Here is a 23,926-nt window from a genome sequence, read left to right as displayed (position 1 = left end):
GAGGCAGGGGTTAGCCGTCCGTGGGTCGAATTAGGCCGGTCTCGTAGGCGATGGCGACCAGCTGGGCGCGATCGCGGGCACCGAGCTTGGTCAGGACCCGGCTGACGTGCGTCTTCGTGGTGGCGGGGCTGAGGAAGAGTCGGCCGGAGATCTCGCTGTTGGACAGACCCTCTGCGACGAGCACGAGCACCTCGGTCTCCCGCGGAGTCAGGTCGGCCAGCCGGTTGCTGGCTCGACCTGGCACCGGCCGCCGGGCGATCTCGTCGAGCAGCCGCCGGGTCACCGCCGGCGCCACGACCGCCTCGCCGGCTGCGCAGGCACGGATCGCTTCGTGCAAGGCCTCGGGCGTGACGTCCTTGAGCAGGAAGCCGCTCGCGCCCGCGCGGACGGCGGCGTAGACGTTCTCGTCCTCGTCGAAGGTCGTCAGCACCACGACGCACACCGACCGGGTAGCAGTGTCCGCACAGATCTGTCGAGTCGCCTCGATGCCGTCCATCTCGGGCATGCGGACGTCCATCAGCAGGACGTCCGGGAGCTCGCGCCGGGCGAGTGCCACCGCCTGGATGCCGGTCGATGCCTCGCCCACGACCTCCATGTCGCCGACCAGACCGAGCTGCGCGCGCAGGCCGTCGCGCACCAGGGCCTGGTCGTCGGCGACGCCCACGCGAATCATCGGCGCGCCCTTCCTCCGGTCGTCGGCAGCACAGCTCGGACCCGCCAGCCCGCACCGGTGGCCGGGCCAGCCTCCAGGGTGCCGCCTAGCGCCTCGACGCGCTCGCGCATGCCGGCGATCCCGTGCCCGCCACGCAGGGCCATGCCACCGATCGATGACCCGGCACCGTCGTCGACGACCTCGAGCGACAAGGTGCCGACGGAGCCGTCGAGCGTTACCGTGACCCTGCATGGCGATGCATGACGCCGTGCGTTGGTCAGCGCCTCCTGGACGACCCGGTAGGCCACCTCGCCCACGGCATCCGGCACCGCGTCGAGTTCACCTCTGCGGTCCAGGCGCACGGCAAGGTCCTCGCCGCCTGCGCGGCGGACCAGGTCGTCGAGGGAGTCCAGCCCGGGCGAGTCGACGTCGCGGAGGGCACCGAGCACGGTGCGCACCTCGGCCAGCGAGGAGCGACTGGCCTCCTCGATGCGCGCCAGCGCGTCCCTGGCGACCTCCGGTCGGTCGGAGTCGAGAGCCAGCCGCCCGGTGCTCGACTGCACGGCGATGCCGCCGAGGCTGTGGCCGAGCAAGTCGTGCAGGTCGCGGGCGATGCGCAGGCGCTCCTGCACCGCGGCATTCTCCGCGACGGCGGCGATCCGGGCCCGTCGCTCCCGCACCAGCTGGGCCGTCACAGCCACCGCGACCGTGACCAGCGACGGCACCACCCACTCGTCGGTCCGGCCGAAGCCGCCGAGATAGCCGGCCAGCACACCTGCCAGCACGCCGGCCACGGCAGCGGCGGTCGTGCGGCTGTCCCGGCGCAAGGCCAGGGATCCCAGAGCGACCCACGCGCCGTAAGGCGGCACCGGCTCGAGAAGCAAGGCCTGGGCCACGAAGGCCGACGTGACGACAGAGAGCACCGTCTCGGGCGCCGATCGGCGCCAGGCGATGGGCACGCCCTGAGCCAGCGCGAGGACGAGCCCCGCGACGGCGATCGTGGCGGACGGGTCGTCGCGGGGTGGACCGGTCCGCGGGCCCAGGACCTCGAGCACGGTGACGACCGTCGCGACGGCCATGTCACGACGGTCCGGGCGCCTCCAGGAAGTCATGGCGAGGCGACCGTAGTGCCGGTACGCCGGGCGACGTAGGCCCGCTACCGTGTTGGCTCGATGGACCACCCCATGCCCGACCAGCCCACGCTGTCACCGGTACCCGAGCGGCCGCGGGCTCCTGCCACCGCGTCCGCCCGGGTCGTGCCCGCGGCGCTGTCCGGGCCGACCCGCTGGACGGAGCCGGTGTTCATCCTCGGCTGCCCCCGGTCCGGCACCACACTGCTGACGCTGATGCTCTCGTCGCACCCGCGGCTGGCCATCCCGCCCGAGACCCGCTTCCTGGTGCCGATCTGGCGCCAGCGGCTGAGGTTCGGCGACCTGCGCGACGACGACAACCGGGCCCGGCTGGCCGCCGAGATCGTGGCGCGCAAGGGCCGCAAGTTCAACCACCTGAGGGTCGACCGTGAGCAGGTCCGCCAGGCCGTCATCGACGGCGACCCCACGATCGGGTCGGCGTTCGGCGCGGTCTACCGGACCTACGCCCAGAAGCACGGGAAGCCGCGCTGGGGCGACAAGCAGCCGACCTACTTCCGCAACATCGACATGCTGCGCACGATGTGGCCGGAGGCGCAGTTCGTCCACCTGGTCCGCGACGGCCGCGACTGCGTGGCCTCACTCAAGCGGATGAAGTGGTTCACCCGCGGCCACATCGCGGCCACCGCGATCTGGGTCCACTCGATCGACTGCGGCACCCGCGCCGCGCGACGGCTGCCGGACCGGTCGTTCGTGGAGGTGCGGTACGAGGACCTGGTGCAGGACTACCCGACCGTGCTGCGCGGCCTGTGCGACTTCCTCGGCGAGGAGTTCAGCGAGGACATGCTGCGGCCGCAGAAGCTGGCCAAGCAGCTGCCCCGGCGGCAGCGCAAGAAGTGGCACTGGCGCACGGCCACCTACATCGGCCCCCGTCGGGTCGGCACCTACGGGGAGCTGCTCACCGACCGGGAGCTGGCGCTGGTCGAACGGGTCGCCGGCTCTCGGCTGCGCGCCCACGGCTACGAGGTGCCCGAGCAGGTGGGGCACGTGCCGGCGACCGACCTGGCCCGCTACCGGCTGGCGATCACCTCGCTGCGGCTGCGCACCTGGGTGCTGGCCACCGCAGACCGGTTGTCGGCGAAGCTGCGCGGCCCGGTCGTCGACCGCGGGTGAGCCGTCGCTGAGCCGTCGCTGAGCCGTCGCTGAGCCGTCTCCTGGGACCGCGGCAGGGACCGCGCCGGGGCGTCTCAGCGGGCCGTGACCTCGTCGATGCGGCTCACGGTGCCGGCCACGTCGGCGTCGCGGGTGGCCCGGCGCCGGTGCAGCGCGCTCTCGGGGACGGGGCCGGCGGCCTTCTCCACCGTCTCGTCCGCGGCGAGGGGACGGCGTGCAGCACGTCGCATGACCTGGACCCGGCGCATCGGGGACCTCCAGTCTTCCCCGTGACGAGACCCGTGGTGGGCCGGTTGTACCTCGTCCCGGGACAGGGCAAACACGACACCAAGGACGTCCCGGGTGACGACCAGGTTCACCGCACCGACGCTCGAGTTCCGGTGCCGGTCAGGGCGCGGGCTGCTCGTCCAGCGCGGTGATGCCGGTGATGCGGTGCACCGCGAAGGTGCGCACCGCTCCACGCAGGTGGTCGTACGCGCTCACCTGGCCCCCTTCGACCGCCAGCGGCTCGACCACCCGACGGCTGCCGCGGCCCTCGGCGTCGACGTAGCCGATGAGCAGCGACTCGCCGGACGCCGCAGCGGCGGTCAGCATCGCCAGCACGTCGGCGGCCGGGCGGCTGACCAGCGACGACCCGGCGCCCGTGCTGACCTCGCCGACCCGCGCCACCCGCTCGCCGGCGCGCAGGGCCCGGACCGCGGCGGTGAGCAGCGCCGGCTGCGGCTGCGGTGCGGACAGCACGACGCGGGCGGCCGGGCGGCGTGACCCGCCGGCCGCGCGGCGGGCCTCCGGCCGGCGCACGACGAGCTCACCGTCGGGCGACTCGGCCGCCGGGGCGTAGCCGATCTCGCGCAGCCGGCTCAGGACGACGTCGGGCGGCGCCTGGGCCGACAGCACGGTCGGCGCCAGGCGGCGCAGCCGCAGCGCCGCGCACCGGCGGTCACCGAGGAGCTCGCCGAGCGTCGCCTCGTCGTCGCACCGCACGAACGACGCCGCTGCCCCGACCCGGACCCGGCCGTGCCGCCGCGCGACATCCTCGACCAGGTAGGTCAGCGGCTGCGGCACCGGCGTCCGGGAGTGCCGGCCCAGCAGCTCGAGCACGTCGCCCGCCGTCCACCCCGCGTCGAACGCCCGTCGCACGCTGCCGGCCGAGAACCGGTAGACCGTCGCGCCGCCGGTCGACTCGACGTCCGACACCAGACGGAGGGCACGGGCCAGCTCGCCCTCGAGCGGGCCGGGCGCCACGGCGGTCAGGTCGGCCTGCAGCAGCACGTGGTCCAGCGGCGGCGGCAGCGCGGCCGACAGCGCGGCGGTCGCCGCCGGGCGGTCACCCGTCGCGAACGCCCGGCCGGCCTCCGACAGGGCGCCGCCGGCCGACAGCCCGAGCAGGTCGGCCTCGCGCACGGTCCAGCCCACCAGGTCGTCCTGCAGCCGCCCGCCGCGCCGGGGCGCCCGCCAGCGCAGCCGGTCGGTGACCGAACCGACCGTGCTGACCTGGCCGGCCGGCACCGAGGCGAGCTCGGCCAGGACCGCCGACCGCACCAGCGGCGCCAGGGTGCGGTCCAGCTCCGGACCGAGCGGGGCCAGCGGCTTGCCGGCCCGGTCCTTGGTCGTGGCGTCGACGGCCAGGCCGGGCACCCGGGTGGTGTCGCGCCACGCCTCGGCGAGCACCAGCCACCGGACCGCCGGCGGCGTGTCGAGCCAGTCGTCGAAGCCTGCCGTCGGCAGCCACACCTCGTCCTCGCCGTCGTCGCCGGCCGCGAGCAGGCCCGCGGCGTGGGCGACCTCGAGCAGCACGACCAGCGTGGGCTCGTCCACGTCGAGCGCCGACGCGGTGCGGGCCCGGTCGCGCACCCCGGTGCCACCAGCGCGCAGCACCCGGGGCGGGTCGCTGGCCCAGAGGTCGAGCAGGTCCTCGACCTGGCGCAGCACGGTCGCGGCAGCGCCGGCCGCGCCACGCTCGCCCCGGGCCGCGTCGGCAGGCGTGGTGGCGAGGGGCGGCTCCGTGGGCTGCACCTCGCGGTGCACCTGGCCTCCGCGCAGGTGCAGCGCGACCTCGCGGGGCAGCACGACGGTCCGGGCGTCGGTCGCGACCAGCAGCCCGTGGGCGAGCAGCCAGTCGACCGGGCTGGTGGCCGTCGTCGCGTCGACGTCGCGGTGCGCGCCCTCGAGCCGCCCGGTCGGGGGCCCCCACACCATCCGCTCCAGCGCCTCGCTCGCGGCCGGTGCCTGCTCGTGCGTCCGGTCCAGCAGGCCGGTCAGCTGGTCGGGGTCGCCGAGCAGGCCGGCGACCGAGGCCACCAGCTGCATCGGGTCGCCGCTCGCGGGCAGCCCCAGGTCGGTCGCCAGCGCCGCCAGCCGCCGCGGCCCGTACGCGAGCAGCGCCTGGTCGGCCGGTGGGCCGAGACCAGCCGGCGTCCCCACGACCTCGAGCACGGTCCTCGGCACCAGCAGCCCGCCGTCCTCGTCACGGAAGACCAGCGCCTGCCGGTGCAGGGTCGCCAGCGCACGCGTCGGGTCGGCTCCGAGCGCCGCCTCGACGTCGGCGTCGGTCGACGGCTCGGGCAACACCGCGACCACGTCGAGCACCTGCAGGGTGAAGCGGTCCAGCTGGTCCAGGGCGCGCTGGACGGACGGCCTAGTGGTGGCGCGCGCCGCGAGGGACCCGAGGTCGGTCGGCACCGGCGCGAGGAGGTCCGGCCGGTCGGCGAGCAGCGCTGCGAGCGACTCGTCGTCGCGCGACCGCAGGTCGCCCGCGAGCGTCGGGCGGCCGCTCAGGCCGGGGGTGGGCATCCGCACAACGGTACGCCGCGCCGGCCCCACTGGCCGGGGCGTCTAGCCTCACGCCGGTGAGCAGCGACCGCCCGGTCTTCGTGGTCGGGTGCCCCCGGTCGGGCACCACGCTGCTCTCGCTGATGATCCACGCGCACCCGCGGCTGGCGATGCCGCCCGAGACCCGGTTCCTCACCCGCCTGTGGCGCAAGCGGGCGACCTTCGGTGACCTGACGACGCGCAAGCAGCGCCGCCGGCTGGCGCGGTCCTGCACCCGCGGGTCCCGGCTGGCCCACCTCGGTCTGGACCGGGTGACCACCCGGCGGGCGATCCTGGCCGCGCCGGCGACGCTGGGATCGGCCTTCGGCACGGTCTTCGCCGAGTTCGCCCGCACCCAGGGCAAGGCGCGGTGGGGCGACAAGCGCCCCCTCTACTACCAGGAGGTCGACGTCCTCCTGCGGCTCTTCCCGGACGCGCAGATCGTGCACTGCGTCCGCGACCCGCGGGCCACCGTCGCCTCGCTCAAGCGGATGCCGTGGTGGCCCTTCGACAGCATCGGCGCGATGGCCACCTGGTCGCACGCCGAGTGCTGCCTGCGACGCAACCGCCGCCGGCTGCCGGCCGACGCCTACCACGTCGTCCGCTACGAGTCGCTCGTCGCCGACCCGCGCCGTGAGCTCACCGACCTGTGCGAGTTCCTCGAGGAGGACTTCGACGACGCCATGCTCGAGCCGGCCCGGGTCCGCCACGTCGTGCCCGAGTCGAAGACGTGGCACGCCAACCTGGGCTCCGACGTGTCGACGGCGCGGGTCGAGGCGTGGCGCTCCCAGCTCGAGCCGTGGGAGATCGGCCTGATCGAGCTGGTCCTGCGTCGCAAGATGGCCCGGTGGGGCTACCGGCCCAGCGGTGCCGGCCGCGTCCCCGGCCCGGTGCGCCTCGGCAGGTACGTCGCAGCGGCCCTCGCCCGGCACGTCTCGACACGGCGGCGCTGGGCCGAGGAGGACCGGGACGCGGCCCGGTCCACCCAGCCGGTCGCGGCCCGGCTCACGACGAGGCAGCAGGAGCTGGCGCGCCGGCCGTGAGCCCCTCGGTGGCGCCGAGCTCGGCCGCGTCGACGTGCAGCCCGTTGGCCGCGGGCGGCAGCACGGGCTCCATGCGCAGCGCGAGCACCCCGAAGGCCGCCGACCCGAGCAGCAGCGTGAGGACGTACGTCACGGGCATGTCGTGGCCGATGAGGAAGCCGGCCGACGTGGGGGCGGCGACCGCCGCCACCTGGAAGGCCAGCGAGCCCGCCGCGTTGTAGCGCCCACGCAGGTGCTCGGAGGCCAGGTCGTTGGTGATGGCCGGCGCGACCGGGGAGAGCAGCGTCTCACCCAGGGCGAAGACACCGATCGACACCACGACGAGGACGGCGGCCGCGGTGGTGCCGGGCACCGTGCCGGCCAGCCCCATGACCAGCCAGGCCACCGCCCAGACGATCGCCAAAAGGCCGAGCACCCGGGTCCGTCGGCGTCCGTCGATCGCCTTGAGCACGACCAGCTGCAGCAGCACGATCACCGCGGTGTTGACGGCGAAGGCGATGCCGATCGTGCGGGTCGACACCTCGGCGACCACCCGGCTGTACGCCGTCCAGCCGGCCTCGAGCTGCCCGTAGCCGACGAACGCCGAGAAGAAGACCACGGCCAGCAGCCGGCGGAACACCGGGTCGCCCAGCACCTCGCGGTAGGACCCGCCGTCCGCCGCGTGGTCGGGCACCGCGACCGGGCCGCCGACGTGGCGCAGGGGCCAGGACAGCACGAGCAACGGCCCCAGGAAGCTGACCGCGTCGAGCACATAGACCGTCGTGAACGTCGAGGGATCGTCGACGGACACGTAGAGGGCACCGATGACTCCGCCGATGCCGATGCCCGCGTTGAGCAGCGTGAACGAGACGCCGAAGAACCTTGCGCGCTGCTCGCTGGGCAGCACCGCGGCGACCAGCGACTGGTTGGCCGGCCAGAACGCGGCGTGGCCGACACCGGTCAGCACCATCGCCAGGGCGGCCACGCCGACCCCCTCCGCCCCCGCCAGGGCCAGCGCACCCAGGCCCGAGCAGACCACCGCGGCGATCTGCACCCGTCGCGGGCCGAGGCGGTCGATCAGGATGCCGATCGGCCCGACCAGCACGAGCGCCACGACGGCGGGCAGCGCGGCCAGCACGCCGACGGTCGGCAGCGAGATGTCGCGGACCTCGTGCAGGTAGATCACGAGGAACGGCAGCACCAGCCCGACGCCGAGCGCGTCGATCGCGACGCCGACCAGCATCAGCCTCGCGTTGCGCGGCATCGGCGGGCGGGTGCTCTGCGCAGGCATCCGGCAAGCCTTCCACCGCCGGCCGACAGTCTCAGCCGAGTTTGGCGGGGCGCGGCAGGCGCCGGTCGGTCGGTCGGTGCATGCCCGACGTCCCGCCGGGGTAGCGGAAGAACACCTGCTACCGGAGGTCCACCATGACCACTGCGATCATCGTCATCATCCTGCTGGTTCTCGCCGCCGTCGCCGTCGCCGTCTGGATGCGTGCCCAGCAGGCGAAGCGACGAGAGGGGCTCCAGGACCGCTTCGGACCCGAGTACGACCGCGCCGTCGACGAGCACGGCGACCGCAAGGCGGCCGAGCAGCAGCTGGCCGACACGGCCTCCCGCCGCGACAGCATCGAGGTGCGACCCCTGGACCCGGCCGAGCGGGAGCGCTACGGCGCCGAGTGGACCCGGGTGCAGGCGGACTTCGTGGACTCGCCCACGGCGGCCACCCGGGAGGCCGACCGCCTCGTCCAGTCCGTGATGCGCGACCGCGGTTACCCGGTCGACGACTTCGACACCCGGTCGCAGATGCTGGCCGCGGACCACCCCGAGGTGGTCGAGCACTACCGCGCCGCGCACTCCGTCGGCAGCCGGCAGGACCCGGTCGACACCGAGGACCTGCGCCAGGCGTTCGTGCACTACCGGGCGCTGTTCGAGCTGCTCCTCGACGACGGCGCTGACCGCCGCGACGAGGGCATGCCGGCCGACCGCACCATCGCGACCGACCAGCCGAGGGCGGAGGAGACCGGTCGCGACAGCGTCGACCTGCGCGAGGAGCAGCCGCGACGTACCACCTGATCATGGTGATGGGGGTGCCACCCGGCCGCATACGCTGACCGGGTGTCGCGCCCGTCCCCTCACGTCGCCCCGCCGCTGGTCGTCGGGTTCGACCTCGACATGACCCTGATCGACTCGCGGCCGGGGATCGCGGTGGCGCTCGACGCCCTCTCGGCCGAGACCGGCGTGCACATCGACAGCGCGGCGGCCGTGAGCCGGCTCGGACCGCCGCTGGACGAGGAGCTCGCCTACTGGTTCCCGGCCGACCAGGTGGCCCCGATGGCCGACCGGTTCCGCGCGCTCTACCCCGACCTGGCGATCACGCCGACCGAGTTGCTGGGCGGCGCGCGCGAGGCTGTCGCCGCCGTGCACCGACACGGCGGCCGGGTCGTCGTGGTGACCGCGAAGTACGAGCCCAACGCCCGACTGCACCTCGAGCACCTCGGCATCGAGGCGGACGAGGTGGTCGGGTGGCGGTGGGGACCGGCCAAGGGCGAGGCGCTGCGCGAGCACGGTGCGACGGTCTATGTCGGCGACCACGTGGCCGACGTCGCCGGCGCCCGCGCGTCCGATGCGCTCAGCGTCGGGGTCGCTACCGGCCCGGTGAGCGCCGACGAGCTGCGCGCGGCCGGCGCCGACGTGGTCCTGGAGGACCTGCACGGCTTCGCGGAGTGGCTCGACGAGCACGTCCTCGAGCTGCGGCTGGCGGCCCTCGACGAGCGGTTGCGCGAGCTGGGCTCGGTGCTCGTCGCGTTCTCCGGCGGTGCGGACTCGGCGCTGCTGCTCGCTGCGGCCGTACGCAGCCTGGGTGCTGACGACGTCGCTGCTGCCACCGCCGTCAGCGCCAGCCTGCCCGGCCACGAGCTCGACGCGGCGGCCGCGTTCAGCGCGGACCTCGGCGTGCGCCACCTGCGGCCGACCACCCGCGAGATGGACCGCGACGGCTACCGCGCCAACGACGGCGACCGCTGCTACTTCTGCAAGGCCGAGCTGCTCGACGTCCTCGGCCCGCTGGCCGCCGAGCACGGTCTGGCCCATGTCGCGACCGGCACCAATGCCGACGACGCCGTCGCCGGCTTCCGGCCGGGCATCCGGGCCGCAGCGGAGCGGGCGGCGGTCACGCCGCTGCTGGACGCCGGGCTGACCAAGGCCCAGGTGCGCGAGGCCAGTCGTCGCTGGGGGCTGCCCACCTGGGACAAGCCGGCGGCCGCCTGCCTGTCCAGCCGGGTCGCCTACGGCATCGAGATCACCCCGGCCCGGCTGGTGCGGGTCGACCGCGCCGAGGCGGCGGCGCGCGAGGCGCTGGCCACCGCCGGCCTGCCGGTGCGTGACCTGCGGGTCCGCGACCTCGGCGACTCCGCCCGGCTGGAGGTCGACGCCGGGCTGGTCGAGTCCGTCGCCGCCGAGGGCGGGGTCGCTGCGGCCGTCCTGGCCGCCGGGTTCGAGGCCGTGTCGGTCGAGCCGTTCCGTTCTGGGTCGATGAACGACCTGCTGGCCGACCCCGAGCCCTACCGCTGAGCAACTGTCTCGCAGCGGGGCTCCCCGCCGGTTAGGCTGGACGACCCGCGTCGGCGACGTACGTCGGACGTGTCCCCCACCCGCACAGACAGATCAGAGGTCCTCCCGTGCCGACCGGCAAGGTGAAGTGGTACGACGCCGAGAAGGGCTTCGGCTTCCTTTCCCGCGACGACGGCGGTGACGTCTTCGTCCACCAGTCCGCGCTGCCCGCCGGTGTCCCGGCGCTCAAGCCGGGCAGCCGGGTCGAGTTCGGCATCGTCGACGGCAAGCGCGGCGAGCAGGCGCTCACCGTCACCGTGCTGGACCCGATCCCCTCGGTGACCGCGAGCAGCCGCAAGCCGGTCGACGACATGGCGGTCATCGTCGAGGACCTGATCAAGCTGCTCGACGGGGTCGGCAACGGCCTGCGCCGCGGCCGCTACCCGGACCGGCAGGTGGCCCGCAAGACCGCCGCCGTGCTGCGCGCGGTCGCGGACGACATCGAGGCCTAGCCGGCGGTGGCACTCCACTTCCTGCACGTCGGCAAGACCGGAGGGTCGGCGCTCAAGTACGCCCTGCGGGACGCCGGCTGGCCCGACACCCCGTACGGCCCGCTGGTGGAGCACCCCCACCGTCGTCGGTGGACCGAGCTGCCGCCGCGGGAGCACGTGTTCTTCTTCGTCCGCGACCCGGTGGACCGCTTCCTCAGCGGCTTCACGGCTCGTCAGCGGCGCGGTGCGCCGCGCTACCACTTCCGCTGGACGGACGCGGAGGCCGAGGCGTTCGCCCGGTTCTCCTCGGCGCAGGAGCTGGCCGTGTCGCTGGAGTCACCTGACCCGGAGACGGCTCACGCTGCCCAGCGTGCGATGCGCCGGATCCGGCACCTGCGGTCCCAGTCATGGACCGTGGGTGGCCCGGCCGACCTGCGTCCCCGGCTCGACCGGGTCGTGTACATCGGCCGGCAGGAGACGCTGGACGCCGACTGGCAGAACCTCCAGCGGATCCTCCAGGTGCCGGACTACATCGAGCTGCCGCGCGACCCGGTGACCGCGAACCGCACCGGGGACTGGTCCAGCGACCAGATCGACGACACAGCCCGCGCGGCACTGCGTCGCTACTACGACAAGGACTACCGGCTGCTCGACCTGTGCGAGGACGTCCGCCGCCGGCGTGGCTGGGTCCAGGGCCGCGGCCTGCTCGGGCGGCTCCGGGCGAACCTACGATGACCGGATGAGACCACCGGCGCGCGGCGGCGCGGCCCCCTGGGCTGCGACCGGCGTCGCGCTGGCCCTCCTGCTCGCCGGCTGCTCAGGCGACGACTCGTCCGACGTGCGGGTCGCCGCTGTCGGCCGCGCGACGGTGACCGAGGTCGTCGAGGCCCCGGCGGTCGTGGCGGCGCGGGCCACCGCGTCGGTGAGCTCCGCGGCCGACGGCGTGGTCGCCGAGCTGCGGGTCCGTGACGGCGCGCAGGTCCGGCGCGGCCAGGTGCTGCTGCGCATCGAGTCGCCCTCGGCCCGGCGCGCATTGCGCCAGGCGCTGCGGGCCGACGCGCAGGCGGCGTCGGCCGGGACGGGCGGGTCGGTCCCGACCCTGGCCGGCACCACGGCGGCCGACGTCACCGCGCAGCGGGCGTTCGACCGGGCACGGGCGGCGGCCGAGCGCATTCCGGACCCGCGGGCCCGGGCCCGGGCGCTCGCCGCGCTGCGGGTCTCGCAGACGCAGTACGACGCGGCCCGCGCCCAGGCCGACCAGGCCGCCGCCCAGCTCGCGGCCGGCATCGGGTCGCTCTCCGACGCGGTGGCCGCCCTCTCGGCCGCCCAGCGGGTGCAGACCCGGGCGGCCGTCGAGGCGGCCCGCCGCACGGTGGCTGCCCTCACCGTCCGCGCACCGATCGCCGGCACGGTGTCCCTCGGCGGCGGTGACGGCGACAGCGCGTCGGGCACCGACGACCTGGTCTCGCAGCTGCCGGAGAGCCTGCAGTCGCAGGCCGGCGCGGCGCTCGGCGGCTCCAGCGGCGGCAGCACGGTCACCTCGACCGTCGCCGAAGGGGCTCCGGTCAGCTCCGGGCAGCAGCTCGTCACGGTGACCGACGCGTCGACCCTGTCGCTCACCGCGCAGGTGGACGAGACCGACGTGCTGCTGGTCGACCCGGGCGTCGTCGCAACGGCGGAGCTCGACGCGGTGCCCGACGCGACCTACGACTCGACGGTCACCGCGATCGACCCGACGCCGACCACGTCGACGCGCGGCGGCGTGAGCTACGTCGTGCGACTCTCCCTCGACCGCGGCACCACCGCGGCCGGTGAGACCGCGCCGGTCCCGCGGCCGGGCATGAGCGCGGTCGTCGACCTGCGGGTGCGCACCGCCAGGGACGTGGTGGCGGTCCCTGCGCCGGCCGTCTTCCGCGACGGGCAGCGGGACGTGGTGTGGGCGGTGACCAACGGCACCGTCCGGCAGCGCCCGGTGCGTCTGGGGGCGCAGGGCGAGAGCCGGATCGAGGTCCTCGAGGGGCTCGAGGAGGGGGAGCGGATCGTGGTGCGCGGCGCCGACCGGGTCCGCGAGGGGCAGCAGGTCCCGTGACCGGCCCCGTCGCGACGCTCGCGGCCGCCGAGGCCGTGGACGTGCGGCGCAGCTACCAGCTCGACGGAGTCTCGGTCGAGGCGCTGCGGGGCGTCAGCCTGCGCGTCGACGAGGGCGAGTACGTCGCCATCGTCGGTCCCTCGGGGTCCGGCAAGTCGACGCTCATGCACCTGCTCGGCTGCCTCGACCGGCCGACCTCGGGCACCCTGCGGGTGGGTGGGCGCGACGTGTCGACCATGTCGGACTCCGAGCTGGCGACCCTGCGCAACCGCACGATCGGCTTCGTGTTCCAGTCCTTCCAGCTGCTCACCCGCACCAGCGCCCTGGACAACGTCTCGCTCCCGCTGGTCTACCGCGGCGTGCGTGGGTCGGCCCGTCGCGACCGGGCGGCAGCCGCCCTCGAGTCGGTCGGTCTCGGGCACCGGCTCGGCCACCGGCCCGGGCAGCTGTCCGGCGGCGAGCAGCAGCGGGTGGCGATCGCGCGGGCGCTGGTCGGCGAGCCGACCCTGCTGCTGGCCGACGAGCCGACCGGCAACCTCGACACCCGCAGCGGCGCCGAGGTGATGGCGGTGCTCGAGCGGCTCAACGCCGAGCGCGGCGTCGCGGTCGTGGTCGTCACCCACGACCTCGAGGTGGCCGCGATGGCCCGACGCCGGGTCGCCCTGCGGGACGGGCTGGTCGAGTCCGACGACGGCGGCGTGTCCCACGCAGGCAGCACGGCGGTGCCGTCGTGAGGACCGGCGAGGCGTTCCGGGTCGCGCTGGACGCGTTGCGCGCCAACCGGCTGCGCAGCGCGCTGACCATGCTGGGCGTCGTCATCGGCGTCGCCGCGGTGGTGATCCTGGTGGCGCTCGGCGCCGGCGCCAAGCAGGAGGTCGAGCAGCAGGTCGAGGGCCTCGGCTCCAACATCATCATCGTGGTGCCGGGCAAGTTCGAGTTCGGCTCCGCGCCGTCGGTGAGCCGGCTGACCCTCGACGACGTCGAGACGCTCGGCCGGGTCGTCGGGGACCGCGACCGGGTCGCGGTGTCGGTCGCGTCGGGCGAGACGGTCGGGGTCGGGCGACGTACGGCCTTCGTCACCGTCAACGGCGTCAACGAGAACGTGCCCAACGTCTTCGACCGGCGGCTGGCCCGCGGCGAGTACATCACCGCCTCCGACGTCGACACCCGCCGCCGCGTCGCCGTGCTCGGCAGCTCGGTCGTGACCAAGGTGTTCGGCGACGTGGACCCGCTGGGCCGCCAGGTGACGATCGCCGGGGTGCGGTTCCGGGTCATCGGCGTCTTCGAGAAGGTCGGGTCGACCTTCGGGGTCGACCGCGACTCCGAGGTGCACATCCCGGTGACCGCCGCGCAACGGCTCTTCGGCGTGGACCGGATCGACGCCCTCGCCGTGAAGGCCCCGACAGCTGACCGGGTCGAGGAGCTGAGGCCGCAGCTGGTGTCGGCGCTGAAGGAGACCTACCAGGGCGAGGAGTTCTCGGCGGTCACGCAGACCCAGATCCTCGGCACCATCGGGCGCATCCTCAGCCTGCTCACCCTCGTGCTCGCCGCCATCGCCGCGATCTCGCTGCTCGTCGGTGGCGTCGGGGTCTCCAACATCATGCTGGTCAGCGTCCGGGAGCGGACCCGCGAGATCGGGCTGCGCAAGGCGCTGGGCGCCAGGCAGCGCGACATCCTGCTGCAGTTCCTCATCGAGGCGGTGCTGCTCTGCGTCGTCGGCGGGCTGATCGGGATCGGGCTCGGCGTCGGCGCCTCGCTGCTGGTGAGCTCGGTGTCGCCGCTCCCCGCGGTCATCGCGTGGTGGTCACCGGTCCTCGCCTTCGGGGTGTCGGCCGCGGTCGGCATCTTCTTCGGTGTCGCACCCGCCCGCCGGGCCGGACGCCTGGACCCGGTGGTCGCCCTCCGCACCGAGTGACCAGGTGGCCCCGGGTAGCGTGACGAGCATGAGCGGGACGGTGCTGGTGCCGTGGGACGAGGCCGTCCTCGGCTACGACCTCGGCCCCGAGCACCCGCTCAACCCGCTGCGGCTCGACCTCACGATGCGGCTGGCCCGCGACCTGGGCGTGCTCGACCTGCCGGCCGTCCGCATGGTGCGGCCCGAGCCGGCGACGGACGACCTGATCGGTCTTGTGCACGACGCGGACTACGTCGCGGCGGTCAAGAAGGCCGGCGCCGACCCGTCGCACCCCGACCTCTCGCACGGCATCGGCAGCGCCGACACCCCGGCGTTCCGGGACATGCACGAGGCCTCGGCACTTGTGGTCGGCGCGACCGTCGAGGCCGCCCGCGCGGTGTGGGCCGGCGAGGTCGAGCACGCGGTCAACGTCGCCGGCGGCCTGCACCACGCGATGCCCGGCGCGGCCAGCGGCTTCTGCGTCTACAACGACCCCGCCGTGGCGATCGCCTGGCTGCTCGAGCAGGGCGCCGAGCGGGTCGCCTACGTCGACGTCGACGTGCACCACGGCGACGGCGTCGAGCGCGCGTTCTGGGACGAGCCGCGGGTGCTGACGGTGTCACTGCACGAGAGCGGGCGCTATCTCTTCCCCGGCACCGGCTTCCCGGACGACGTGGGCGGCCCGGCCGCCGACGGCTCGGCCGTCAACGTCGCGCTGCCGCCCGGCACCATCGACCCCGGCTGGCTGCGCGCCTTCCACGCGGTGGTGCCGCCGCTGCTCGCCGAGTTCCGCCCCCAGGTGCTCGTGACCCAGCACGGCTGCGACAGCCACCTGCTCGACCCGCTGGCCCACCTCGGCCTGACCGTCGACGGCCAGCGCCGGTCGTACCTCGCTCTGCACGACCTCGCGCACGAGCACGCCGGCGGCCGGTGGGTCGCGTGTGGGGGCGGCGGTTACGAGCTCGCCCAAGTGGTGCCGCGAGCCTGGACCCACCTGCTGGCGGTGGCCGCCGGCACGCCGCTGGACCCGGCGACCGACGTGCCGGAGGGATGGCGGGAGTACGTCGTCGAGCGCTACGGCCTGACGCCCCCGCAGCGGATGACCGACGGACGCACGCCCACCTGGGCCGACTGGCACGACGGGTTCGACCCGGCCGACCCGGTGGACCGCGCGGTCCTGGCCACCCAGCGGGCGGTCTTCCCGTCGCACGGCCTCGGCGGGCTGCTCGCACTGTGACGGCACCGGACCGGGCAGCACTGGGCGCCCACCTCGTCGAGTCGCGCATCGCGGGTGACGTGGCGACCTCGCGCGAGGACAACCTGCTGAAGTACGGCTTCCTGGCGGCCGGGGTGTCGAAGGCGATGTTCGGGCTCACCTTCGCCGGGTCGTGGGGGCTCGGCGACATCCTGGCCCTGATGGCCGAGCGGGTGGGGGTGTCGCCGGACGCCGGCTACCTGCGCGGACCGGACCGGATCGACCCGGACCTGACGATCGACGGGCTGGACCGGATGGCCGGCCACCTGCGGTCGGCGGCCCGGCCGGGAGCGCGGGTGGTCGTCGCCACCGGGCACCCGGCGGGCCTGCTCCCGGTGCACCTCGCGGTGGCCGCCGGGCTGCGGCGAGCAGGCACCGAGGTGCTGACGCCGGCGGCCGGCTTCGGCTACGAGACCACCACCCGCGTCGGCCGGGTCACCCGGCGGATCCGCTATGTCGCCGACGTCGCGATGGTCAGCACCCGCGGCGAGCTCAACCACACGCACTCGGCCCGGCCGATGGAGGGCATCCTCGCGGCGCTGCGCGACGAGGGGGTTGACCTGCCGGACCTCGTGGTGGGCGACCACGGCTGGGTGGGGGGTGCCGGCGAGGCCGGCGTCACCTCGGTGGGCTTCGCCGACTCGAACGACCCGGCGCTGTTCGTCGGCGAGAAGGAGGGCAAGGTCGCCGTGGCGGTGCCGCTCGACGACAACGTGCCGCCGCACCTCTACCAGCCGGTCACCGCCTACCTGCTCGCCGCCGCCGGTCTGGACTGACCCCGCGGTGGAGCACCCGGTCGTTGTCGGCCGCGCGACGTACGGTCGGGACATGACCGAGATCGGGCTGCAGGGCTCGCTCTTCGACGGCGGCCGGCCGGCTGTCGACGGGGGCTTCACCGGGCTGCGCCGTCTCGACCTGGACGAGCGGTCCTGGGTCGAGCACGAGCCGGGCTGGCTGGCCGGCTCCGACGAGCTGTTCGCCGAGCTGGTCGCCACCGGTCGGTTCACCCAGCGCACCGTCGAGATGTACGACCGACGGCTGCCCGAGCCACGGCTCACCGCCGGCTGGACCACTGACGCGACGTCGGACGAGCTGCCCGCCGCGTTGCGCGACATCGCCACTGCCCTCTCCGAGCGCTACCGGGTGGCCTTCGACCGGATCTGGGTCAACCTCTACCGCGACGGCCGCGACAGCGTCGCCTGGCACGGCGACCGCAACCGGCACAGCCACCGCAACCCGCTGGTGGCGACCGTCTCGCTCGGCTCCCGGCGGCGCTTCCTGCTGCGCCCGGTGGGCGGGCGGACGCGGCTCGAGCTCCACCCGGGGCACGGCGACCTGGTCGTCATGGGCGGCGCCTGCCAGCACGAGTGGGAGCACACCGTGCCCAAGGACGCCCGTGCCGTCGGCCCCCGGATGTCGATCACGCTGCGGCACACCGCCCACCTCGACGGCGACCGCCCGCCGGCCGAGCCGCTGGGCACCCGCTACCGCTGAGGTCCCGAGATCCGCTGCGACGTCGGCGTCCGCGACACACCATCGCAGCGGCGTGTCGCCCTGCAGGAGGTCGCAAACGATCTCCGTCGAGTGGCGGGCCAGCACCTGGGATGGCGCCGAACGGGTGACCTGGCGGCGTACGAGGGTCGGCTGATTTCGGTCACCCCTTTCCCATGGGGCACATCCGCACCTACTCTGGCCCCAGAGCGCGTACGTCTGTGTGCTGCCGGAGGGGAAGCCGGCGGCCCGTCACGTGCTGAAGGTCTGGTGCGTCGTGGCTGCTCAGGGTCCCAGCGAACGTCCTCTGTCGGAGGTCACGTTCCTCACCGTCGCCGAGGTCGCCTCGCTCATGCGGGTGTCCAAGATGACCGTCTACCGACTCGTCCACGCGGGCACGCTGCCCGCCGTGCGGGTCGGCCGGTCCTTCCGGGTGCCCGAGAAGGCCGTGCACGACTACCTCGACCAGTCCTACGTCGAGACCGCCTGACGGCATCGGCGACCGACCCCGTCCGCCGGCGCGGTGGACGGTGCACTGGCACGTCGACCGTGCCGGTCCCGCCCCGGTCGGCCGTCCTCCGGCGTCCGGGTAGAGTGACCGGTGGGTAGCGCGGGGCGTGTTCTCGCCCGCCCGCGCACGGCAATCGTCCTGAAACACGTCGAAACGAAGGTCCTTTCGTGGGTTCCGTCATCAAGAAGCGCCGCAAGCGCATGGCGAAGAAGAAGCACCGCAAGCTGCTGAAGAAGACGCGCGTCCAGCGTCGCAACAAGAAGTAGCCCGCGGCCCGGGCCGTCGCCCGGGCCTGGAGGAAGGGAGCGCGCAGTGGCACGGGTGGTCATGGTCACCGGTGTCTCGCGCTACCTGGGCGGGCGCTTCACCCAGCTGCTGCAGGCCGACCCCGACATCACCCGGGTGATCGGCGTGGACGTCGTCCCGCCCAAGACCGACCTGGGTGACGCGGAGTTCGTGCGCGCCGACATCCGCAACCCGGTGATCGGCAAGGTGATCGCGCAGGCCGAGGTCGACACCGTGGTCCACATGGCCGTCCTTTCCACCCCGCTCGACGCGGGTGGCCGGGCGACCATGAAGGAGATCAACGTCATCGGCACGATGCAGCTGCTCGCCGCGTGCCAGAAGGCGCCCAGCGTGCGCAAGCTGGTCGTGAAGTCGTCGACCGCCGTCTACGGCTCGTCGCCGCGCGACCCGGCGATGTTCACCGAGGACCTGGAGCCCAACGCGCTGGCCCGCTCGGGCTACGCGAAGGACTCGGTGGAGGTCGAGGGGTACGTCCGCGGGTTCGCCCGCCGCCGCCCCGACGTGGCGGTCACGACGCTGCGGTTCGCCAACTTCGTCGGCCCCAAGGTGCGCACCCCGCTGACCCAGTACTTCTCGCTGCCGGTCGTGCCGACCGTCCTGGGCTTCGACCCGCGGATGCAGTTCGTGCACGAGCGGGACGGCCTCGAGGTGCTGTGGCGGGCCACCCTCGGCGACCACGGGGGCACCTTCAACATCGCCGGTGACGGCGTAATGCTGCTGTCGCAGGCGATCCGCCGCGCCGGGCGCCCCTCCGTGCCGCTCCCGCAGCCCGCTGCGCCGTGGATCGGCGGCGCGCTCAAGCGGCTCGGCGTCGCGGACTTCTCGCCGGAGCAGATGCGCTTCCTCGCCTACGGCCGGGTGGTCGACACCAGCCGGATGCGCGACGTGCTCGGCTTCGAGCCGCGCTACTCGACGCGCGAGGCGTTCGACGACTTCGTGGCGCGGCAGGGGCTGCACGGGCCGCTGTCGGCAGACACCGTCGAGGCCGTGGAGCGCACGGTGCTCGACGTCGTCGGCCGGTCGCCCGGAGCCCGCGAGGTGACTCGTGCCTGACGCCCGGGTCATCCCGATCGGCGGCGGCGACCGCCCCTCCCGCCGCGCCGCGGACGCGGTAGCCGCGGGGGCCAGCCGTGCCGGTGGCGAGCGGGCGCGCCGGCGGCGCAGCCCGCTGATCGAGGGTGCCGGGGACGACCCGGTCGTCGACCCTGGTCAGACGCGCCGGCCGGCGCCCTCCGCTCCGCCGGCTCCGTCCGCCTCGTCGGACCCCTCCGGCTCGTCGTCCGGCTCGTCGGACCCGTCCAGCTCGTCGGCCTCCTCGGGCTCATCCGCCTCCTCCGACTCGTCCGCCGGAAGACCGACCGGAGCGGCGGCCAAGCGGCCGGCGTCCCGACGCCGGCCCCGGTCCGCGCGCTCCGACGCGGCTGCCGGCACGTCGCCGACGGCCGAGCCGGCCGAGGCGACGCTGGCTGCCGCCACCGCCGCCCTGCCGGAGTGGGAGCGCAAGCTGGCCGCGGTGCTCGCGTTCGCCCGCCGCCGGCTCACCGGTGACGTCCAGGTGGACGAGTTCGGCTTCGACCCGGAGCTGACCGACAAGGTGCTGCTGGCTCTCGTCCGGCCGCTCTACGAGCGCTACTTCCGGGTCGAGGCCCGCGGGCTGGAGAACGTGCCGGTCGAGGGTGGCGCGCTCCTGGTGGCCAACCACTCGGGCACCATCCCGCTCGACTCGATCATGACCCAGATCGCCCTGCTCGACCATCACCCCGGGCATCGCCACCTGCGGATGCTCGGTGCCGACCTGGTGTTCTCGACGCCGGTCGTGAGCGAGCTGGCCCGCAAGACCGGCACCACGCTGGCCTGCAACGCCGACGCCGAGCGGTTGCTGAACAGGGGCGAGCTGGTCGGCGTCTGGCCCGAGGGCTTCAAGGGCATCGGCAAGCCGTTCTCCGAGCGGTACAAGCTGCAGCGCTTCGGCCGCGGCGGGTTCGTGTCCGCAGCGCTGCGGGCCGGCGTCCCGATCGTGCCGTGCTCGATCGTCGGCGCGGAGGAGATCTACCCGATCATCGGCAACATGAAGACGCTGGCCCGGCTGCTCGGGCTGCCCTACGTTCCGGTCACGCCGACCTTCCCGTGGCTCGGCCCGCTCGGGGCGATCCCGCTGCCCAGCAAGTGGATCATCGAGTTCGGCGAGCCGATCCAGACCGACGGCCACGGCCTCGGCGCGGCCGACGACCCGATGCTGGTCTTCAACCTCACCGACCAGGTGCGCGAGACGATCCAGCACACCCTCTACCGGCTGCTGATGGCCCGCCGGTCGATCTTCTTCTAGGGCTGGCGGGGAAGCGGCGCACCATCTGCACCGCAAGCCCGCCAGTCCGGGCTCAGCAGGTCTCGGCGCCGAGCAGCGAGTCGCAGACCGTCGGCAGCGGTGAGTGAGGTGACCGTCGACGGGTCGAGGCTCGGCAGCGGCGCGCTCGTCGCCAGCGGGGTGCTGCTCACCAGGGGCGAGGTGCCCGGGTCGAGCACGCCGTCCACGCCGTCGGCCACCCCGCCGACCGCGTCCCCGACGCCGTCAACCGTGTCGCCGACACCGTCGACCGTGCCCCCAACGCGTCGCCGAGGCCGCCGCCTGTCGTCCCCGCCGAGCCGCCGGACCTCCTCAGGGGCAGGAGGAGCTGCTCGGGGATACCCGTGGTGCGACGAACGTGTCACGCACAGCGCGCGATGTTCGACCGTAACCAGGCACATCGCCCGTAATCAACTCGGCCGACGCCCCGGAGCGCTGTCAGGACCGCCTGCGCCGGGCCGACAGCGCCGCGGCGACCGCGCCTGCGGCGGCCCCCAGCCCCGCGGCGGTGGGCAGGCCGACCTTGGCCGCCTTGCGCCCGGTGCGGTAGTCGCGGACCCGCCATCCCTGCTCCCGGGCGTGCGCCCGCAGCTTGCTGTCCGGGTTGATCGCGCACGGCTGGCCGACGAGGGAGAGCAGCGGGATGTCGTTGGCCGAGTCGGAGTACGCCGCGCAGGCGCGCAGGTCGAGCCCCTCGCGGTCGGCCAGCGCGCGGACGGCCTCGGCCTTCGCCTCGCCGTGCAGGATCTCGCCGACCAGCCGGCCGGTGTAGACGCCGTCGACGGTCTCGGCGACCGTGCCGAGGGCGCCGGTCAGGCCGAGCCGCCGGGCGATGACCGTGGCCACCTCGACCGGCGTCGCGGTGACCAGCCAGACCCGCTGCCCGGCGTCGAGGTGCATCTGGGCCAGCGCCCGGGTGCCCGGCCACACCTTCGCGGCCATCACCTCGTCGAAGACCTCTTCGCCGATCGTGGTCAGCTCGGCGACGGTGTGCCCCGCGGCGAAGGACAGCGCGGTCTCCCGGGCCTCGTGCACGGTTCCCATGTCCTCGCGCCCGACGACCCGGAACTTGGCCTGCGCCCACGCGAACCGGCCGATGTCGCGGGCGGTGAAGAAGTCGCGGGCGTAGAGGCCGCGGGCCAGATGGAAGATCGACGCACCCTGCATCACCGTGTTGTCGACGTCGAAGAAGGCGGCCGCGTGCGGGTCCGGCGGCACCTGCAGCGCGGCCTCGACCGCGGCGGCGGCGGCAGAGGCGCGACCGGCCGCGAGCGCGTCCCGGTCGGCCTGCTTCGCCATGACCGCAGAGCGTAGGCCCTGTGCCAGACTGCGGCTGTGTCCGAGCCCGCCGGCACGACGACGGCCGCCCCTGGTGACCGGGCCAACCTCGCCGACCTCGTGCGCACGGCCGCCGGGAGGGTGGGCGACCGCCCGGCGCTGCGTCAGCCGGTCCCCGCCGGCAGCGGCGGCACCGGCGGCACCGGCGGCACCGCGGTCCAGCTGACCTGGGGCGAGCTCGACCGTGACGTCGACGCGATGGCGGTCGGCCTGCGCCGCGAGATGCACCTGCAGCCCGGCGACCGGGTCGCCCTGTCGCTGTCCAACACCGTCGGCTTCGTCACGTCCTACTTCGGCGCGCTTCGGGCCGGCCTGGTCGTGGTGCCGCTCAACACCGGCTACACCGCGCCGGAGGTGGCCGGCCTGCTCGGCGACGCGGGCGCCAAGGCGGTCATCTGCGAGGACGCCACGACAGCCGTGGTCGAGGAGGCGGTCGCCGGCACGCACCGGGTGGTCGTCGACCCCGCGGGGCTGGACTCGGTGCTCGCGGGCGGGCGCCGTGCCGGCCCGGTCGAGGCCGGCCGCGGCGGCGAGGACCTCGCGGTGCTGATGTTCACCTCCGGCACCAGCGGCCGTCCGCGCGGAGCGATGCTGAGCCACCGTGCGCTGCTGGCCAACCTGCACCAGTGCGGGGCGCTGGAGCCGCCGCCCATGCGCGCCGACGACGTCGTACTCCTCGTCCTGCCCCTCTTCCACGTCTACGGCCTGCAGGCGGGCCTCGGCATGGTCGCGGCGACCGCGGCCACCGGCGTCCTGGTCGACCGCTTCGATCCGGCGGGGACGCTCGGGGTGGTGCGGGACGAGGGCGTCACGAACATCCCCGGGGCACCACCGATGTACGTCGCCTGGTCGGTCCAGCCGGGCCTCGAGGCCCTGGGCGGGGTGCGCCTGCTCGCCTCGGGCGCCTCCTCGCTCCCCCCCGACGCCGCGGCCAGGGTGCAGGCGGCCACCGGCCTCACCGTGCACGAGGGCTACGGGCTCACCGAGGCTGCCCCGGTCGTGGCGACCACCCTGGCGTCGCCGGGGGCGTTGGCCGGCTCGATCGGGCGCCCGCTGCCGGGCGTCGAGACCCGGCTGCTCGACGAGCAGGGCAACCCGGTCGACGAGGGGGACCCGGGCGAGATCTGGGTGCGCGGCGACAACCTGTTCTCCGGCTACTGGCCGGACGGGGTCGACGGGCCGGCCGACGACGGGTGGTGGGCCACCGGCGACGTCGCGATCACCGACGAGCGCGGCGACCTGGTCATCGTCGACCGGCGCAAGGAGCTGGTGCTGGTGAGCGGCTTCAACGTCTACCCGCGCGAGGTCGAGGACGCGCTGGTCCAGCACCCGGGGGTCGCCGAGGCGGCCGTGGTGGGCGTCCCCGACCCGCAGACCGGGGAGGCGGTGCACGCGTTCGTGGTGCCGGTGGACGGCAACACCCTCACCACCCTCACGCCCGACGACGTGCTCGCCCACGCGGCGACCCGGCTGGCCCGCTTCAAGCGGCCGAGCACCGTCGAGGTCGTCGACGAGCTGCCGCACTCGGTCACCGGCAAGGTCGCCAAGGGCCGGCTGCGGGAGGCGCTGGAGTGACCGGAGCGGCCGGCGGGGCCGAACCAGACGGCGGGACGCCGCCTGCCCGGGTGCTGCTGATCGGCAAGCCCGGCTGCCACCTCTGCGACGACGCCCGCGAGGTCGTCGCCCGGGTGACCGCCGAGCTGGGGGAGCGCTTCGAGGAGCGCAGCATCCTGGACGACCCGGCCCTGCACGAGCGCTACTGGGAACAGATCCCGGTCACCCTGGTGGACGGGGAGCCGCACGACTTCTGGCGGGTCAGCGAGGACCGCCTGCGCGCGGCCCTGCTCGAGCGCTGACCGTGGCGGGCCGCCGCGGGGCATGATCGCTCACTTTGTGCTCACGTTCACAAGCG

Annotated in this window: 24 protein-coding genes; 18 read left to right on the top strand and 6 right to left on the bottom strand. The window is 74.5% G+C overall.

Annotated features, from left to right (window positions below):
* Window positions 1-10: 10 nt before the first annotated feature.
* Window positions 11-673 carry a response regulator transcription factor gene (locus VK640_13100; GenBank protein HTE74121.1) on the bottom strand — a complete coding sequence of 221 codons (663 nt, stop codon included), beginning with the start codon at window positions 671-673 and terminating at the stop codon, window positions 11-13.
* Complete coding sequence (locus VK640_13095; GenBank protein HTE74120.1) at window positions 670-1,731, bottom strand: sensor histidine kinase; 1,062 nt, start codon at window positions 1,729-1,731, stop codon at window positions 670-672. The genes VK640_13100 and VK640_13095 overlap by 4 nt, the downstream gene beginning before the upstream one ends.
* Before the next feature lie 93 nt (window positions 1,732-1,824).
* Here VK640_13095 and VK640_13090 point away from each other — a divergent pair, with 93 nt between their 5' ends.
* A complete protein-coding gene (locus tag VK640_13090) occupies window positions 1,825-2,913 on the top strand; it encodes a sulfotransferase (protein HTE74119.1) in 1,089 nt (362 codons plus the stop codon).
* 74 nt (window positions 2,914-2,987) lie between these two features.
* Here VK640_13090 and VK640_13085 read toward each other — a convergent pair whose 3' ends face one another.
* Together VK640_13085 and VK640_13080 are read right to left on the bottom strand one after the other, a co-directional pair.
* A complete protein-coding gene (locus VK640_13085; GenBank protein ID HTE74118.1) occupies window positions 2,988-3,143 on the bottom strand; it encodes a hypothetical protein in 156 nt (51 codons plus the stop codon).
* Window positions 3,144-3,300: 157 nt separating this feature from the next.
* Window positions 3,301-5,706 (bottom strand): helicase C-terminal domain-containing protein, encoded by a 2,406-nt coding sequence (locus VK640_13080; protein ID HTE74117.1) that lies wholly within the window; start codon window positions 5,704-5,706, stop codon window positions 3,301-3,303.
* A gap of 56 nt (window positions 5,707-5,762) precedes the next feature.
* On the opposite strand from VK640_13080, the gene VK640_13075 reads away from it, so the two are divergent.
* The gene (locus tag VK640_13075; GenBank protein ID HTE74116.1) at window positions 5,763-6,767 is read left to right on the top strand and encodes a sulfotransferase; all 1,005 of its coding nucleotides are present in this window, start codon (window positions 5,763-5,765) and stop codon (window positions 6,765-6,767) included.
* On the opposite strand, the gene VK640_13070 is transcribed toward VK640_13075, so the two are convergent.
* Window positions 6,730-8,037 (bottom strand): MFS transporter, encoded by a 1,308-nt coding sequence (locus tag VK640_13070; GenBank protein HTE74115.1) that lies wholly within the window; start codon window positions 8,035-8,037, stop codon window positions 6,730-6,732. The two genes, VK640_13075 and VK640_13070, sit on opposite strands and share 38 nt — an antisense overlap.
* A 134-nt stretch (window positions 8,038-8,171) precedes the next feature.
* Here VK640_13070 and VK640_13065 point away from each other — a divergent pair, with 134 nt between their 5' ends.
* The 14 genes from VK640_13065 to VK640_13000 all read left to right on the top strand — a co-directional run bounded on the left by VK640_13065 (window position 8,172) and on the right by VK640_13000 (window position 20,658).
* Window positions 8,172-8,819: a hypothetical protein gene (locus VK640_13065; GenBank protein HTE74114.1), complete on the top strand. Its 648-nt coding sequence runs from the start codon at window positions 8,172-8,174 to the stop codon at window positions 8,817-8,819.
* A 42-nt stretch (window positions 8,820-8,861) separates the two neighbouring features.
* A complete protein-coding gene (larE, locus tag VK640_13060; protein HTE74113.1) occupies window positions 8,862-10,316 on the top strand; it encodes an ATP-dependent sacrificial sulfur transferase LarE in 1,455 nt (484 codons plus the stop codon).
* Between the two features lie 107 nt (window positions 10,317-10,423).
* The gene (locus VK640_13055; GenBank protein HTE74112.1) at window positions 10,424-10,807 is read left to right on the top strand and encodes a cold shock domain-containing protein; all 384 of its coding nucleotides are present in this window, start codon (window positions 10,424-10,426) and stop codon (window positions 10,805-10,807) included.
* Window positions 10,808-10,813: 6 nt separating this feature from the next.
* Entirely contained in the window at window positions 10,814-11,521 is a 708-nt protein-coding gene (locus VK640_13050) for a sulfotransferase family 2 domain-containing protein (GenBank protein HTE74111.1), read from the top strand.
* A 4-nt stretch (window positions 11,522-11,525) separates the two neighbouring features.
* Window positions 11,526-12,875 (top strand): efflux RND transporter periplasmic adaptor subunit, encoded by a 1,350-nt coding sequence (locus VK640_13045; GenBank protein ID HTE74110.1) that lies wholly within the window; start codon window positions 11,526-11,528, stop codon window positions 12,873-12,875.
* Complete coding sequence (locus VK640_13040; GenBank protein ID HTE74109.1) at window positions 12,872-13,609, top strand: ABC transporter ATP-binding protein; 738 nt, start codon at window positions 12,872-12,874, stop codon at window positions 13,607-13,609. Before VK640_13045 ends, VK640_13040 begins: the two co-directional genes overlap by 4 nt.
* Window positions 13,606-14,790, top strand: a complete 1,185-nt coding sequence (locus VK640_13035; GenBank protein HTE74108.1) for an ABC transporter permease — start codon at window positions 13,606-13,608, stop codon at window positions 14,788-14,790. Before VK640_13040 ends, VK640_13035 begins: the two co-directional genes overlap by 4 nt.
* Window positions 14,791-14,818: 28 nt before the next feature.
* The gene (locus tag VK640_13030) at window positions 14,819-16,006 is read left to right on the top strand and encodes an acetoin utilization protein AcuC (GenBank protein ID HTE74107.1); all 1,188 of its coding nucleotides are present in this window, start codon (window positions 14,819-14,821) and stop codon (window positions 16,004-16,006) included.
* On the top strand, window positions 16,003-16,800 hold the full coding sequence (locus VK640_13025) for a phosphatase (protein HTE74106.1): 798 nt from the start codon (window positions 16,003-16,005) through the stop codon (window positions 16,798-16,800). The genes VK640_13030 and VK640_13025 overlap by 4 nt, the downstream gene beginning before the upstream one ends.
* A gap of 52 nt (window positions 16,801-16,852) precedes the next feature.
* Window positions 16,853-17,518: an alpha-ketoglutarate-dependent dioxygenase AlkB gene (locus VK640_13020; protein ID HTE74105.1), complete on the top strand. Its 666-nt coding sequence runs from the start codon at window positions 16,853-16,855 to the stop codon at window positions 17,516-17,518.
* Between the two features lie 274 nt (window positions 17,519-17,792).
* The gene (locus tag VK640_13015) at window positions 17,793-18,005 is read left to right on the top strand and encodes a helix-turn-helix domain-containing protein (GenBank protein HTE74104.1); all 213 of its coding nucleotides are present in this window, start codon (window positions 17,793-17,795) and stop codon (window positions 18,003-18,005) included.
* Window positions 18,006-18,193: 188 nt separating this feature from the next.
* A complete protein-coding gene (locus tag VK640_13010) occupies window positions 18,194-18,292 on the top strand; it encodes an AURKAIP1/COX24 domain-containing protein (GenBank protein HTE74103.1) in 99 nt (32 codons plus the stop codon).
* A gap of 61 nt (window positions 18,293-18,353) precedes the next feature.
* Entirely contained in the window at window positions 18,354-19,385 is a 1,032-nt protein-coding gene (locus tag VK640_13005) for an SDR family oxidoreductase (protein HTE74102.1), read from the top strand.
* Window positions 19,378-20,658, top strand: a complete 1,281-nt coding sequence (locus tag VK640_13000) for a lysophospholipid acyltransferase family protein (GenBank protein ID HTE74101.1) — start codon at window positions 19,378-19,380, stop codon at window positions 20,656-20,658. The genes VK640_13005 and VK640_13000 overlap by 8 nt, the downstream gene beginning before the upstream one ends.
* Window positions 20,659-21,114: 456 nt before the next feature.
* On the opposite strand, the gene VK640_12995 is transcribed toward VK640_13000, so the two are convergent.
* Complete coding sequence (locus VK640_12995) at window positions 21,115-21,975, bottom strand: HAD-IB family hydrolase (GenBank protein ID HTE74100.1); 861 nt, start codon at window positions 21,973-21,975, stop codon at window positions 21,115-21,117.
* Window positions 21,976-22,011: 36 nt separating this feature from the next.
* On the opposite strand from VK640_12995, the gene VK640_12990 reads away from it, so the two are divergent.
* Both VK640_12990 and VK640_12985 read left to right on the top strand, forming a co-directional pair.
* Window positions 22,012-23,589 carry an AMP-binding protein gene (locus VK640_12990; GenBank protein HTE74099.1) on the top strand — a complete coding sequence of 526 codons (1,578 nt, stop codon included), beginning with the start codon at window positions 22,012-22,014 and terminating at the stop codon, window positions 23,587-23,589.
* The gene (locus VK640_12985; protein HTE74098.1) at window positions 23,586-23,870 is read left to right on the top strand and encodes a glutaredoxin family protein; all 285 of its coding nucleotides are present in this window, start codon (window positions 23,586-23,588) and stop codon (window positions 23,868-23,870) included. Before VK640_12990 ends, VK640_12985 begins: the two co-directional genes overlap by 4 nt.
* Window positions 23,871-23,926 lie beyond the last annotated feature (56 nt).

The sequence above is a fragment of the Actinomycetes bacterium genome, from assembly GCA_035489715.1.
GTDB lineage: Bacteria > Actinomycetota > Actinomycetes > JACCUZ01 > JACCUZ01 > DATHAP01.
Note: the sequence above shows the minus strand (reverse complement) of the source record. Positions and strands in the feature narration are given on the sequence as shown.

Excerpts from the sequence above, each read along its gene's own strand:
- VK640_13100 (HTE74121.1), bottom strand. The coding sequence starts at position 673 with ATGATTCGCGTGGGCGTCGCCGACGACCAGGCCCTGGTGCGCGACGGC.
- VK640_13095 (HTE74120.1), bottom strand. The coding sequence starts at position 1,731 with ATGGCCGTCGCGACGGTCGTCACCGTGCTCGAGGTCCTGGGCCCGCGG.
- VK640_13090 (HTE74119.1), top strand. The coding sequence starts at position 1,825 with ATGGACCACCCCATGCCCGACCAGCCCACGCTGTCACCGGTACCCGAG.
- VK640_13085 (HTE74118.1), bottom strand. The coding sequence starts at position 3,143 with ATGCGACGTGCTGCACGCCGTCCCCTCGCCGCGGACGAGACGGTGGAG.
- VK640_13080 (HTE74117.1), bottom strand. The coding sequence starts at position 5,706 with ATGCCCACCCCCGGCCTGAGCGGCCGCCCGACGCTCGCGGGCGACCTG.
- VK640_13070 (HTE74115.1), bottom strand. The coding sequence starts at position 8,037 with ATGCCTGCGCAGAGCACCCGCCCGCCGATGCCGCGCAACGCGAGGCTG.
- VK640_13065 (HTE74114.1), top strand. The coding sequence starts at position 8,172 with ATGACCACTGCGATCATCGTCATCATCCTGCTGGTTCTCGCCGCCGTC.
- VK640_13045 (HTE74110.1), top strand. The coding sequence starts at position 11,526 with ATGAGACCACCGGCGCGCGGCGGCGCGGCCCCCTGGGCTGCGACCGGC.
- VK640_13030 (HTE74107.1), top strand. The coding sequence starts at position 14,819 with ATGAGCGGGACGGTGCTGGTGCCGTGGGACGAGGCCGTCCTCGGCTAC.
- VK640_13020 (HTE74105.1), top strand. The coding sequence starts at position 16,853 with ATGACCGAGATCGGGCTGCAGGGCTCGCTCTTCGACGGCGGCCGGCCG.
- VK640_13005 (HTE74102.1), top strand. The coding sequence starts at position 18,354 with ATGGTCACCGGTGTCTCGCGCTACCTGGGCGGGCGCTTCACCCAGCTG.
- VK640_12995 (HTE74100.1), bottom strand. The coding sequence starts at position 21,975 with ATGGCGAAGCAGGCCGACCGGGACGCGCTCGCGGCCGGTCGCGCCTCT.